Annotated in this window: 13 protein-coding genes; 7 read left to right on the forward strand and 6 right to left on the reverse strand. The window is 57.3% G+C overall.

The window, feature by feature from the left end:
* Nucleotides 1-106 precede the first annotated feature (106 nt).
* On the forward strand, nucleotides 107-631 hold the full coding sequence (locus tag ACJ5NV_RS19325) for a methanogen output domain 1-containing protein (protein WP_411646386.1): 525 nt from the start codon (nucleotides 107-109) through the stop codon (nucleotides 629-631).
* 5 nt (nucleotides 632-636) lie between these two features.
* Complete coding sequence (locus ACJ5NV_RS19330) at nucleotides 637-1,605, forward strand: GGDEF domain-containing protein (RefSeq protein WP_411646387.1); 969 nt, start codon at nucleotides 637-639, stop codon at nucleotides 1,603-1,605.
* A 1,264-nt stretch (nucleotides 1,606-2,869) separates the two neighbouring features.
* On the opposite strand, the gene ACJ5NV_RS19335 is transcribed toward ACJ5NV_RS19330, so the two are convergent.
* The 6 genes from ACJ5NV_RS19335 to ACJ5NV_RS19360 all read right to left on the reverse strand — a co-directional run bounded on the left by ACJ5NV_RS19335 (nucleotide 2,870) and on the right by ACJ5NV_RS19360 (nucleotide 9,191).
* Complete coding sequence (locus ACJ5NV_RS19335; protein ID WP_411646388.1) at nucleotides 2,870-3,976, reverse strand: flagellar basal body P-ring protein FlgI; 1,107 nt, start codon at nucleotides 3,974-3,976, stop codon at nucleotides 2,870-2,872.
* Complete coding sequence (locus ACJ5NV_RS19340; protein ID WP_411646390.1) at nucleotides 3,976-4,980, reverse strand: flagellin; 1,005 nt, start codon at nucleotides 4,978-4,980, stop codon at nucleotides 3,976-3,978. Before ACJ5NV_RS19340 ends, ACJ5NV_RS19335 begins: the two co-directional genes overlap by 1 nt.
* A 3-nt stretch (nucleotides 4,981-4,983) precedes the next feature.
* Nucleotides 4,984-6,432: a flagellar hook-associated protein FlgK gene (gene flgK, locus ACJ5NV_RS19345; protein WP_411646391.1), complete on the reverse strand. Its 1,449-nt coding sequence runs from the start codon at nucleotides 6,430-6,432 to the stop codon at nucleotides 4,984-4,986.
* Between the two features lie 21 nt (nucleotides 6,433-6,453).
* A complete protein-coding gene (locus ACJ5NV_RS19350) occupies nucleotides 6,454-7,755 on the reverse strand; it encodes a flagellar hook protein FlgE (protein WP_411646392.1) in 1,302 nt (433 codons plus the stop codon).
* Nucleotides 7,756-7,854: 99 nt separating this feature from the next.
* Nucleotides 7,855-8,691, reverse strand: a complete 837-nt coding sequence (locus ACJ5NV_RS19355; protein WP_411646394.1) for a flagellar motor protein MotB — start codon at nucleotides 8,689-8,691, stop codon at nucleotides 7,855-7,857.
* A 98-nt stretch (nucleotides 8,692-8,789) separates the two neighbouring features.
* Nucleotides 8,790-9,191 carry a hypothetical protein gene (locus ACJ5NV_RS19360; RefSeq protein ID WP_411646395.1) on the reverse strand — a complete coding sequence of 134 codons (402 nt, stop codon included), beginning with the start codon at nucleotides 9,189-9,191 and terminating at the stop codon, nucleotides 8,790-8,792.
* A gap of 165 nt (nucleotides 9,192-9,356) precedes the next feature.
* On the opposite strand from ACJ5NV_RS19360, the gene ACJ5NV_RS19365 reads away from it, so the two are divergent.
* The 5 genes from ACJ5NV_RS19365 to ACJ5NV_RS19385 all read left to right on the forward strand — a co-directional run bounded on the left by ACJ5NV_RS19365 (nucleotide 9,357) and on the right by ACJ5NV_RS19385 (nucleotide 13,746).
* Nucleotides 9,357-9,632 (forward strand): hypothetical protein, encoded by a 276-nt coding sequence (locus ACJ5NV_RS19365; RefSeq protein WP_411646397.1) that lies wholly within the window; start codon nucleotides 9,357-9,359, stop codon nucleotides 9,630-9,632.
* Nucleotides 9,629-10,159 carry an isopentenyl-diphosphate Delta-isomerase gene (gene idi / locus ACJ5NV_RS19370; protein ID WP_411646399.1) on the forward strand — a complete coding sequence of 177 codons (531 nt, stop codon included), beginning with the start codon at nucleotides 9,629-9,631 and terminating at the stop codon, nucleotides 10,157-10,159. The genes ACJ5NV_RS19365 and idi overlap by 4 nt, the downstream gene beginning before the upstream one ends.
* Nucleotides 10,160-10,240: 81 nt before the next feature.
* Complete coding sequence (locus ACJ5NV_RS19375; RefSeq protein WP_411646433.1) at nucleotides 10,241-10,774, forward strand: gamma-glutamylcyclotransferase; 534 nt, start codon at nucleotides 10,241-10,243, stop codon at nucleotides 10,772-10,774.
* 155 nt (nucleotides 10,775-10,929) lie between these two features.
* A complete protein-coding gene (locus ACJ5NV_RS19380; protein WP_411646400.1) occupies nucleotides 10,930-12,015 on the forward strand; it encodes a biopolymer transporter ExbB in 1,086 nt (361 codons plus the stop codon).
* A 3-nt stretch (nucleotides 12,016-12,018) separates the two neighbouring features.
* Nucleotides 12,019-13,746, forward strand: coding sequence for a peptidoglycan -binding protein (locus ACJ5NV_RS19385; protein ID WP_411646402.1), 1,728 nt, complete (start codon nucleotides 12,019-12,021; stop codon nucleotides 13,744-13,746).
* Nucleotides 13,747-13,762 lie beyond the last annotated feature (16 nt).

A 13,762-nucleotide genomic window follows, 5' to 3' on the forward strand; every position in this document is an offset into this window, starting at 1 on the left:
TTTTCTCAGACGAAGAGTGCTACAACTACTTCAAGGCCGCAGGATATGAGGGCCATTGAGTGCAACATGCTCTAGCTTGCGCTAAACCTGAAAGGGATAGATGCCGATGCTTCAGGACAAACCGGATATGGAAGGCGCCCAAAAGGTGCCCGACCTCGACAGGACCCGCTTTTTCGCTGATATCATCGGTGAATTATCCGGTCTGCTTGAAAGCGTGACCGGCCTGAAAGAGGCGGAGGGCTTTATCAGCACAGTTGGCACCAAGCTGGGCCGATCCATATCAGACGGCTATCCGACCGATCCGGCCGCATCCGATCCCGACTTTCTGGCGGGAATTCTGGTTGATCTGAAGGCTAGGATAAATGGTGATTTCAGCATCGTTTCCGCTGATAAAGACAAGATTATCCTGTCCAATACCCGATGCCCCTTTGGCACGCGGGTCAATGGTCGTCGGTCGCTTTGCATGATGACGGCGAATGTCTTTGGCCGCATCGTCGCCGACCGCAACGGATACGCGCATATCGAAATCGAGGAAGCGATCGCCTCCGGTCATGCAGGATGCCGCGTGGTGGTCTCTCTCAACTTAGAAACAGCTCCGCCAGATTCGGGGCTGGAGTTCTTTGAAAGATAGCCGACATGGACAAAAGCCTGCTGCGCACCATGCTGTCTTTCAGTTCAGAAGCCTGCATTGTTCTATCTAGGTCAATGGTCGTGGTGGCCGCAAATAACGCTGCCCAGAAAGAATTTACGTTGCAAAGTGGTGATGATTTGCACGCAAGTTTTGATTTGTCTCAATCGGATGCGGACAGTGTCATCCGCTGCTTTGGCAGCACGTCAAAAACACGGTTTCCGATTGTCGGCGCAAATGGTGAAAATGTCATCGCGACCGGGTGGCGGATTGGCGGCCCGTTTAAGGCTGATCGCCTGATCGCGCTGCGCATGGAACACTCGCTGCGTATCCGGTCTGAATTTGCCGAAATGACCACGGCGCACCGGCGGAGCGTTCAACGTGCAAAACGTGCCCTTGTGCAAAACCAGTCATTGCAGCAGCAGAACTCTTTACTGGCGACACAGGTCGAAACCGATCCGATGACGGGTCTATTGAACGGTCCGGCGTTACGGACCCGGATGGAAAAGGCAATCAAGAGCGATTTACCCTTTGCATTGATCTATCTGGATATGAACGGGCTGAAGGCGGTGAACGACACGCTGGGTCACAGCGCAGGGGATTCTGCAATCATGATGCTGGCAGACGCATTGCGCAGCAACATTCGCAAAATGGATGCTGCCGCACGGCTGGGCGGGGATGAATTTGCCATGATCGCCTATGGCATCACGTCAGAGGATGATCTACTTGCTATGGGACAGAATATCGCGCGGGCATTGTCAGGCAATCGGATCAGATCGAGCGATGGCACAGATCTGACGCTTAGCGCAGCCATGGGTGCCGCGCGCTGGCCCGCCGACGGAACATCCATCACGACAATAGAAAAGCTGGCCGATTTTGCGATGTATGCCAGCAAGCGATCCGGCCGCCAGATTGTAATTGCGAATCAGATCGTCGACGGAGCAGAGCTGCGTGGCCCGCCCCGTCAACAGGCATGACCACGTCGGAAAACTTGCGCGCAGGGCAGAACTGTTCAGCCCTGGCAACTGGTGGGTGAGATTCAAGGTGAACCGGTCTGACTAAGAAGTCCAGATTTTACAGATGTAGTTGTAAGATGTTTGAGCTTCGGGCGTTTTGAGGCAACGCGCATGATTGCAGGTATCCAACACGTCGCCGAGATGGCGACGTGAGTCCCAAGCTCTCTCCGGCTTGGCGCGGAGCCTTTGGGGTTAAATCTGTGACGTCAAACGGCCATTTTATCTATCGTTAATCTATGGTTCGTCCTGTTTGTGAGGATGGATCATGTCAGCCCCTTTGCCATCTGCGCTGCGTGTGCGGTTTCAGAAATATTTTGAAGAAGGGTTTAGTGGGTACGCGGCGGCATTGCGCCTGAAGCTTTCGCCTGCCACCGGGGCGCGTTGGGGACTTGCGATCCGGCGCACCGGGCAGGCAAAGGCCGCGTCACAGGGTCGGCCTTGCGGTAAGGGCAAGCGCGATCCTCGCCAAGTTTATCGGTCAAGATGGCGACATGATCATGCCCGAAATGGCCGGTGCGCTGGCGGAGGCGACCGGCGTTCAGATGCAGTCCGATGCGATTGTGCGGTTTCGGCGCAAGCTGGGCTTAACTTAAAAAAAAAGACGTTGGTCGCGATTGAGCGAAGCCGGGCACCGGTCAGAAAGCAGCGCTATGATTGGTTTTCCACTGTCTGCCAGCAGTCTCATCCCGAACGGATCGCGTTGCCTTCGTTGACGAAATGTCTGTCAAAATCAACCTGACCCGCCAACGAGGCTGGTCAAAAATAAGGCGCGCTTCTTTCTCGCGCTCACCTTTTGAGCCCATCCGACAAAAATCGTTCTCGACCGCAAGCCTCCCGATCTTGGTATGCAGATCTCTAATCGCAGCTTAGGTCGGGCCGCCCTGTTTACCATCAGAAAACAAATAGGCCATCGCGTTAATGGCCTGCCGATTCAATATGCTGACCTAATTTGTGTGCAACTGATGCTGCGCTGCGATCTCTTTCACAGTCTTATCACCACGCAGCGTTTCCAACGCCACCATGGCCTTAAGCTGGTCTGTAAAATTCCGGCGCGACACCACTCTCTCATCCCTTCAAAAGGTTGGGCTACACCTGAGCCCACTGTCCAGATTCTTGGGACCAATTCAGATAAGATGGAGCGTTCAAAAGCTACATTTTAATCTTTTAAAGATGTTCCAACGCGTGCGTGGGGAAGTCAGTCTTTGTTCTTGAACGCCCCGTTTGGTCAACGTACGATAAACTCCGCGTGCAATGCGCCACTCGCCTTGATGCTTTTGAGGATGTCAATCATATCGCGCGGCGCAACACCAAGCGCATTCAGGCCAGCGACCACTTCGCTAAGCGATGTACCCTCACGAATTTCCGCAAGACCTATTCCCGGTTCTTCCACAATCTCGGCATTTGTGCGCGGCACGATCACGGTTTCACCGCTTGCGAACGGATTAGGCTGAGCCACAAGTGGTGTTTCCTCGATCCGGAGTGTTAAATTGCCCTGACTCACCGCGACCCGGCTGATGCGCACATCCTCCCCCATAACAATTGTGCCCGACCGCTGATCGACGACGACGCGTGCCCGCCTCTCTGGCTCGACAAGAATATTTTCGATCCGCCCTAACGCATGAGCCGGCGACGGCATGCGTGTGGCCGCGATATTCAGCTCGACCGTTCCTGCATCCAGCATCACCGCAACAGGGCGACCGAAATTGCCATTGATCGCCTGCTCAATTCGTCCGGCCGTCGTGAAGTCTGGCGTTCGGAGCGCCAAACGCAGACTGGTCATCCCGCGAAAATCAAACGCTACTTCGCGTTCGATGATTGCACCGGATGGGATTACGCCCGCAGTCGGCACGCCTTGCACAACAGTCGCGGCATCACCTTGTGCGGAGGCCCCGCCCGCGATGATCGTGCCTTGCGCCACCGCATAAATATCACCATCAGCAGCGTTGAGAGGCGTCATAATGAGAGTGCCACCGAGTAGACTGCTGGCGTCACCAATAGCAGACACCGTCACGTCAAGCGGGCTACCGGCACGCGCAAAAGGCGGCAGGCTGGCTGTGACCAGCACCGCGGCCACATTCCGCGGCCGGAACTGTTCACCCGTGACGTTAACGCCAAGCCGTTCAAGGATATTACTCAGTATTTCTTCGGTAAACGGTGAATTTCGCAACCCGTCGCCCGTCCCGTTCAGGCCGACAACCAGGCCATATCCAACCAAATCGTTAGAACGGACACCGTCAAACTCGACGAGATCTTTTAAGCGGATTGGGCTGCTCTGCGCCATCAGCGGGGCGAAGAGCACGACACAAAGAAAAAGCGCTTTCAATGCCTGCATCAGAGATACGACAAAAGGCTAAGACGTGACATGCGGGCTGTGACACTGTAGTGTGTTTCCAGCTGTAACTGCACGCTTTGTAGTTTTGAAGCCGTCTCGAACGGATCCGCCGCGATCAGGTTATTGCGCGACATTTCAAGCATAGTGCGTTGGGCTGCCAATTCTGTTGCAGCCTGATCAACCCCCGCCGCAGCGAATCCGACCCGGGTCTGCACACCGATCAGCCCACCACCCGAAGCAACCATACGCGTCCCACCTTCACGCAGCATCTCAATCTGCGTGTTAACGTTCAGTCCCGGAACTTCGCTTGCCAGTGCTGCAAAGGCTGTCGCCTTCAAAACATCGCGGATTGCGGGGTCATCCGCGCGTGCATCAATCGTAAAAGATTTGTTTTCGGACACCCGTTTGCGCGGTATCGGGCCGGTATCGCCCTGATATCCTATCGTTGCAAACCCACCGGCCGGATCGTCAAACCATGCATCGATGGCCGTTGTCACGTCGGCCAATGTCGTGGCGCCGCCGATTGCCCCCAAAAGGTCTGCCAACATCGTATCTGCATCGGCCAGCGGCGTCGTGAATACTTCGGTGCCTGCGAAAAGCGATCGGTCCGCTAGCCTTGTATTCAGGGCGTTGACCATCGTTTCAAAACTACCGCGCGCGCTGGCAGAGGCCTCTTCAATTTGCCCACCATTACGGGCGAAACTATCAAGAACAAGCTGCGCGCCCATTTCTGATCGTACCGTATCAATTTCAGACAACACGAGCTGCATGCCCGTCAATGTCTGCTCTGTTTCGCGCGCCGCCTGCTGGTAACTGGTGATCTGAGACAGGCTGTAATTGATACCCGAGAGTTGCGCGGTCTCGCCGCCCAGATGGCGCGTGATATCCGTCACGACCCCAGAAGACAGGCTTTCCGCGAGCCGGTCCAGCTCTTGCTTGATGGTCCCGCTATTGCGCATTGAGACGAATTGCTGGGCCATATCCCCGACAGACACTACTGGCATATCCTAAATCTCCATCAAGCGTTGCATCATGAAATCAACGGTTTCGACAACTTTGGCATTGGCGGCATAGGCTTGTTCCACCTGCAGAAGAATCTGCAACTCGATATCGGTGTCGACACCATTGCTAAGCTCCGCCTCGCGCAATGTATCCCACCGGGCGGCGGTGAAGCTCAGCTTTTGCTCTGCATTCAACCGTGTATTCCCGACGCTGGCGGTGAAATCCGCGATGCGTCCTGCCGCAGTGCGCGTCGTCATACCGGGCAGGTCAGCGCGTGGTACCTCTAGTGCCATGATCCAGCGATCCAGCTGGGCCGGATCGCCCGGTGCGCCAGCCACCACACTGTTCAATCCGTCACGTAGCAATCGCAGCTCCCCGCCACTGGCAGGATCAATAGCCGGGTTCACATTAATTCGGCCAGCAAGGCCAAGTGTATCTGCCGGGTCGAGCGGGTTGCCCTGATCTGTCAGGAGTCCGAGATCTCCTGCAGTTAGGGTCGGATCATTGGCGGGATCCTGAAACCGGGCGATCAAATCAGCTGCGATATCGTCCAATGCGTTTTGGGTTTCGACCAATGTCTCATCTCGTAAGGCAAAAGCCGCGCCGAGAGAGCCACCGTCGAGTTGACCGATCCCGTTGGTCGCGCTGACTGGCACACCGTCCGCCGTGATGCCGGATAATGTACCACCTGCAAAGGACATGTCTGCGACAATCGTCGGTGTTGGCTCGAACCCGAACTGGATGGCGCGCGATTCAAGCAAGGCCGCACCGCTAGTGGTAAACAGGCTGATCATGCCGCTGTCGCGCTGCATTTCCCGGATCGGAACGATGGCCGCAACCTGATCGACGGCGCGTTGGCGGGCGTCATAAAGTGCTGATGTTTCGGTTCCGGTCGCCTTGAGCCGCATAATATCATTGTTGAGCGCTTCAACCGATTTCAGCGCGGTATTCAGCGTCTCAACGGTGCGGGCGATCGTACCATCCGCCGCCTGCCGCTGCTCCTGAATTGTCTGCGTATTGGATCGCAGCGTGTCCGTGACATCGTGCAACCGCGAAACGACTGTTGTTAGACGTAACTCTGATCCCGGATCGCTGCCAGAGCTGATTAAGGCCTGTTCAAATGCTGCAAGCCGCGCGCTTAGGCCCCTCTCACTATCTGGGCCGCCAAGCGCCAGTTCCAGACGGTTAAGCGCGGCTGCGCCGAACTCTTGACCTTTCAGGCTGGCATCAGCAAGCCGCCTGTCTGATAGAATTGCCGCATCGACATGCCGCTGAATGCCGACCACCTGCACGCCACCACTGGAATTACCGACCTGAGCTGAGGACAATTGCACCGACCGGCGACCATAGCCATCGGTCAGCGCGTTCGACAGATTTGACGACACAATTTCGGCCGTGCGCGATGTCGCGGCCAAACCGGACAAGGCATTGTTCAAGGCGCTGGCGATACTCATGGCTCAGGTACTCCTGCCGATTTACCGTTTAATATTAGTGGTTTCCTGCAGCATCTCGTCGACTGTCTGGATCACCTTGGCGTTAGAGGAATAGGCGCGCTGTGTTTGGATCAGCTGTGTCAATTCGCCTGCAACGTCGGTCGCGGATTCTTCAAGCGCGAAAGCAGCGACGCTGCCGGTCGGCCCGTCCCCCGCATCCCATAGGAAGAAGCTGCCGCTTTCCGGAGAGGTAATATAGGTCTGATTGTTCAAGGCGATCATACCATTGGGGTTGGGCAGATCGACCAGTGGCACCTGAAAGACCACACGTGAAATGCCGGTATCAAACAGCGCGCGGACATAGCCGTTCCCATCCACCTCAATCCCGGCAATATTCCCGACGGGTGAGCCGTCCTTGGTAATCTGGGTTGGGGCAAAGCTGTAAGATAGCTGTGTCATCCCGCTCGAATCGCCGATACTGCCGATGTCGATCTCAATCGGACCCCCGGCGACATTCACCACGAGTTGCCCGGTGGCCGGATCGTAGGCGCCGCCACTAACTGTCGTTACATTGGCAAGGGTCCCGCCACCTGTACGAGCGTCACTGAATTCCAGTACATATTCCCCGATCACAGCCCCGCCAGAGGCGGTATCGCTAAGGACCATTGTCCATTCATTGGAGGACCCGGCGCCTGGCACCGTGGGGCTAAACGTAATATCGATATTTTCCGAGGTGCCTAGATTGTCAATATATTCGACCGACAGCGATTGCGGATCCCCGGTACTGCCTGCGTCAGTCTCTGTTGCGGGTAAGTTCACACCGATTTGCATCTGGGTGGTTGGCTGACCTGAATATTCGTTCACGTTGATCTGCACCGGCTCCAGACCGATCGATGTATCGCGTGAACCAGTTGTCACAGTACCGTCCTGATTGGCCGGCCAGCCCATGAGGTAATAGCCTGACTCTGTTGCCAAGTACCCGTCCGCATTGGTGCGAAATGAACCCGTTGTCATCAACAACATTTGCAGGTCGCCGTTATCAACCTCAACCTCTGAGGCGCGGGCGACGGGAAGGAAACCCCGGCCTTCCACCGCAAGGTCGGTGGCGTTATTCGTCGAGACCAGCGACCCCGCCTGATCAATGATCCGCGTGTTACTGGATCGCACCCCCCCGGCCGAATAGGTGCCGCCGCTGGTGGTCGTGACCAGCGACTGAAAATCCGTCACCGCGCGCTTGTAGCCATAGGTGGCCGAGTTGGCGATATTGTCGGAAATCGTCGCCAGCCGTGACGCATTCGCCGCCAGGCCTGCCACACTCGCGTTGAGGGAAGAGGAAATCGTCATAAGAGAGCCTTTCTGCGTCAGTAAATGACATCTTCCCCCACTGATTAGCGGGACCGGCTTAACGTCACCCTAATGGATAAAATCCAACCGAATTTTCGCTCAGATATCCGACCGCAGCAGCACCACTTCGATCCGATTGTTGCGCGGCGCTGTGCTATCCCGAACCGCAGGCACCCGATCACCTACACCGGTAATCCGGGCGATGCGGCGCGGGTTCAGCCCCCCGTCTTCCATCAAGACACGCATCTGGCCTGCACGGCTAACCGACAGCTCCCACATCGGATTATTCACCTGCAACACCGATTTGGCCTGCAAATGTCCTTTGACCGCAATCGGGTTGCTGACGGCCTGCACCAGACGGCCCAGCATAGCCCCGATTTCGCGGGTGACCGGGTTTGGGGTGCTGTTGTCCGGCTCAAAAAGGGTTGCGCCGGGCAGATCGAAAAGCTCGATCACCAGCCCCTCATCTGTCAGACGGGTGACGATATGGCGCAGCGCCTGTTCCGACAGCATGCTTTCGCCGCCCTGGCCCAGTAAGACGGCCTCTATGTCGCGCAGGGCGGCCACTTGCGCCGCTTCGGCGTCATCACCGGCACCATCATTTTCGCTGCGAGAGGGATTTTGCCCGATAGTGGGCTGATTGATTCCAGTACCGCTTTGCGCCAGCGAATCCTCAGTAAAGATGTTGTCCCCACCAAATGCCCCAGATCCGCCGCCAGACACGCGGTTGATCGGGATCGTGGGCGAGAAATAGTCTGCAATCCCCTTGCGTTGCTGTTCTGTGGTCGCATTCAGCAACCACATCAACATAAAGAACGCCATCATCGCCGTCACGAAATCCGCATAGGCCACCTTCCATGCGCCGCCGTGATGACCATCACCGCCGACCACTTTCTTGCGTTTAATAATCGTTGGCGCGTTGGTTCCTGCGCTCATCTCACCACCTCGTTCTTCACCCAAGACAGTGAATACACGACGGTTTGTGAAAACAGGCTTAAGCGTTCAATTCGATTGAAATGCGGAATTTCTACCCATCAATGTGATCGCGCGCGGGCCGGGACACGCATCTGCATGGCCGGATGCAAGGCCATATATGCCGCAATCTTGGCCTCGATTTGTTCCAGCGCGATTTGTTGTTCGATGCGTGATCGGCTGAGCGCAATAAAGCCAGGACCAAAATCCGCACGGTCTGCATTGCTGCGCAAATCGGCATCCAGCACATGCAAGTCACTGCGAATCTGGGTCAGCTCTGCGATCAAAGCCGGAAGAACGCCGCTTTCAGGCAGGGCGTGCTCTAGCGCAAGTTGCAACTTGTCACGTTGACGCTGCAGATTGCCGCGCAGGTGTTGATCGGTAGCCATGTTGATCCGCGCTGACATAACAACGATTCGATCCACCAGATCAGAGAGAGAAAGGGGAACAAGCACTTCAATCATCGGCATCCTTCCAGACAGCAAACCCACACCACGCAACTCGTGTGAAGACGACCACAATAACAGGTCACATGAACCCCGTAGGCAGCGACCAATTCCGCTTTACCAGAGTGTACATTAACAACAACTTCACGCTCTGGCGACGCAGCGATGCCTTGCCGCGCGGGAATGAAAGAACTCCAGCGCCGCGAGATGAGCAAAGCGCAGGCGCTTTTCAAAGTCAAAAAAGGCACCGTACGGTGCTCAAGTAGTGACTTGATTTCGCGAAGTTTCAATGCTTGCCAGCTTGAAATGACCAGAGCCACGCGGTTGGCCCTTCTGTGTCAGGATGCCGGCGTGCAAAAGCCTGCGTTTAAGGTTTATATGAACAAAACATTGGTGAAAGCACAGCCCATGGCGCATCTGAACATCGCATTCCGGAAACAGGCCCCCCTGCATAGATGATGATCATGATCCCGACCTGGGTCAACGGCACATTAAAACCCGTCGAAAAGCTGGAGGCGCATCAGCGCGGGTTGAAACACAAGGCCATCAGCGTCTTTGTGATGAATCGCGGGCGCGTGCTGATCCAGCAGCGGGCAATGGGTAAATACCATACGCCGGGGCTTTGGGCGAACACCTGTTGCACCCATCCTGAATGGGACGAGGATTCGGCCGATTGCGCGATCCGGCGACTGGACGAAGAGCTGGGGATCACCGGGCTCTACCCGTCCCACCGCGACCAGATCGAATATCGGGCCGATGTTGGCGGCGGGCTGATCGAACATGAAGTGGTCGAGGTATTTACCGCCGAAGCGCCCGATAATCTATCAATCAGCCCAAACCCGGATGAGGTCATGGCGACGGAATGGGTCGATTTTTACGACCTCTGCGCCGATGTCACGCGGCACCCTGCTCGCTATACACCTTGGCTGCGGATCTACCTGCAAGGCCATCAAGCCAGCATTTTCGGCGATCTGCTGCGCAGCTGACAAAGATCGTTCAGCCATAGCTACCCCGTGACAACCGGCCCTGCGCGGTGTTTACAGGACCAGAGCAGACAGGAAGATATGATGGCGCTTTGGGTATTTGGATATGGGTCACTTTTGTGGAACCCCGGCTTTACACCGGTCCGCAAGGTCAAGGCGCGGCTGCCGGACTATCACCGCAGCTTTTGTATGCTTTCGATCCACCACCGGGGGAGCGAGGACGACCCTGGGCTTGTGCTCGCACTTGATACGCAGCCCGGCGGGCAATGCACCGGGGCGGCTTTTCAGGTGGCCGAAAGCGAAGAAGACCGGGTCCTGACCTACCTGCGGGAACGAGAACTGATTTCCTCGGCCTACTACGAGGATCACGTCGACCTGCACACGGATGAGGGCGAAACGATCCGGGCGCTGGCCTACATTATCAACCGGGACCACGTGCAATATTGCCAGTTCGCACTGGAAAAGCAGGCGCAAATGATTGCCAATGCCATCGGCGGGCGGGGGCCGAACACCGAATACCTTTATAACACCGCCGTGCATCTGGCAGAAATGGGCATCCGGGACCCCGATATGGAATGGTTGGTCGAACGGGTGCGTGCCCTGAAAGCAACACGATAGATACCACCGCGATTTTATTTGGGTTTTATTTAAATTGCCCCTATGGTCCGCAGTGGGGCAAGAAAAACAGGTAATAAGGACTCCGATCCGTGTCCGATAAACGGGGACCAAAGGCACAGCCGCAATTTTCACAGCCCATACGACAGATTTTATTCATGCTGATCGTGTTGGGGCTCGTCGGGGCCGGGTTTTACCTGGGCCAGGCGCAGATTATCGCCATCTATAACTCTAACCCTTATCTGAACGGGGTCATTCTGGCCGTCTTCGTGCTGGGGGTTTTGTCCTGCATCAATCAGGTCTTCCTGCTGATGAAGTCGGTCCGCTGGATCGAACGCTTTGCCAATGCAACCGGCGGGCACAGCTACACCGCAGCGCCATCGCTGCTGGCACCGCTGGCCACGCTGCTGCGGTCGCGGGGGGCACGCACGCAGGTTTCGTCCACCTCGGCCCGGTCCATCCTCGATTCCGTCGCACAGCGAATCGACGAAGATCGCGAAATCACCCGCTACATCGGTAACGTTCTGATTTTCCTCGGGCTTTTGGGGACATTCTACGGGCTGGCCACGACCGTGCCAGCGCTTGTTGAAACCATACGTTCGCTGAATACAGGCGACGGGGACAGCGGGGCGGACATCTTTGGACGGTTGCAAGCTGGGCTGGAAAGCCAGCTGGGCGGCATGGGCACAGCTTTTTCCAGCTCGCTCCTTGGGCTGGCCGGGTCGCTGATTGTCGGGCTTCTCGAACTTTTCGCCGGACACGGGCAAAACCGGTTTTACCGCGAACTCGAAGAATGGCTCTCCACCATCACCCGCGTCGGGCTGGAAGGGTCCGAAGACGAAGGCAGCGCCGATATGGGTGTGCTGGGCGCCTTCGTCGACCAACTGGGCGAACTGGTGGACACATTCCACATGATGATGGGCCAGGCCGATGCCGAGCGTGAAAACAATGACAATCGGTTCGCGGCGCTGGCCAGCGCAATCGAACAACTAAGCCATACCGGGCAAGGCAACGGCAATAGCAAGCTGTTGACGCGTATTGCCGAAGGGCAGGACCGGCTGATCGAAAAGCTTAGCGAAGGCGGCACCGACGGGCCCGATGCCGAAAGCCGGATGCGGCTGCGTTCGATCGACGTGCAATTGCTGCGCATTCTCGAAGAACTCTCGGCTGGGCGTCAGGAAAGCACCAGCGAATTGCGCGGCGACATCGCCAATCTGACCCAGACACTGCGCGAGCGGGGGTAACCCATGGCTCTGAGCCGCAGATCGTCCAATCGGTTCCAAAACGCGATCTGGCCCGGCTTTGTGGACGCGATGACCGGGCTTCTGCTTGTGCTGATGTTCGTGTTGACCATCTTCATGGTGCTGCAATTCGTCTTGCGGGAAACGATCACCGGGCAGGAAAGCGAACTTGACCTGCTGGGCAGTGAAATCGCCGCGCTTTCCAGCACGCTGGGGTTGGAACGGGACCGCAACGCAGCCCTGACCGCCGAGGCTGAACAGCAGGCAAGCCGAATCGCCACGCTGATCGCCGAACGAAACGCACAGGATCAGGCTTTGGCACAGGCGCAAAGCGAAATCACCGCATTCGAAACGCAAGTCGCGGGGCTCCTGTCTGACCAGCGTGCCGCGCAGGAAAACATCGCCGGGCTGGAGGCAACACAAGAACAGCTGCTCTCGCAGCAAGAGGCGCTGAACCTCGCCCTCGCCCAAGCCCGTGACGAAATCGACGCAGGCGAAGAAGCCGCCCGGCTCGCAGCCGCACGACGCGAGGCACTTCAGGCGCTTGTCGCCGATCTTGAAACTGAAAATGCGAACCGCGATGAACGGATCAGCGCGCTCGAAGCCGCAGCACTGACCGATGCCGCCGCCGCCGCCGCCCTGCGCGACCGGCTGGCGACTGCGGATAGTGAACTGACAGCGATGACGCTGAACCTCGAACAGCAACGGCGCGAGGCGGAAGAAACGCTCACCCTGCTCGCCGCAGCGCGCGCCGCCCGCGCGCAGCTTGACGTGGAACTCGCCGCGATCCGCGATGCACAGTCAAACGCAGAAGAGGCGCAGCAATCGGCAGAAGCACAAAACGACGCGCTGCAACAGCAGTTGCGCGACGCTCTGGCGGCATTGTCCAAAGCACAAAGCGTCGAGGATCAGCAATCGACCGCAGCCGAACGGCAGGCGGCTCTGCTCGCCCAGGCCAATCAGGCACTGGAAGCGGAAGAGGCGCTATCCGCCGAAAGCCAGCGTCAGGTCGCCTTGCTTAACGAACAGGTAACCGAATTGCGGCGGCAGGTCGGCAACCTGCAATCGCTCTTGAACCTGGCCGAGGATGCGGACCGCGAAGCGCAGGTGCAGATCGAAACCCTTGGCGCGCAGCTGAACACAGCGCTCGCCCGTGTCGCCGCCGAGGAACGACAGCGCCGCACACTGGAAGAGGCAGAGCGCATTCGCTTGGAAGAAGAATCCGTGCGGCTGGCGCAAGAAACAGAACGGCTCGCCGCCGAAGCGCAGGATCTTGCGCGGTTTAAATCCGATTTCTTCGGCCAATTGCGCGCGGTGCTCGAAGGGCAAGATCGTATCCGCATCGAAGGCGACCGCTTTATCTTTGCCTCCGAAGTGCTGTTTGAACCCGGCAGCGCCACACTGTCGCCAGAAGGCGAGGATGAAATCGCCAATATCGCCGGCATCCTGCGCAGCATCGCCAATGATATCCCCCCCGGCATCGACTGGATCATCCGGGTCGATGGGCACACCGACGACACGCCCGTGTCAGGCTTCGGGCGCTATCAAAACAACTGGGAACTCAGCCAGGCCCGCGCGCTGTCCGTGGTGCAATTCATGTCCCAAGACTTGGACATCCCACCCATGCGGCTGGCCGCCAACGGATTCGGAGAATACCAACCCATCAACCCCGCCGACACACCCGCCGCGCGTGCACAAAACCGGCGGATCGAGCTGAAACTGACAGAGCGGTAGATGAGCCTATCAAGCA

Origin of the sequence: Loktanella agnita (assembly GCF_046640325.1) — a bacterium.
In the GTDB taxonomy this organism is placed as follows: Bacteria; Pseudomonadota; Alphaproteobacteria; order Rhodobacterales; family Rhodobacteraceae; genus Yoonia; species Yoonia agnita.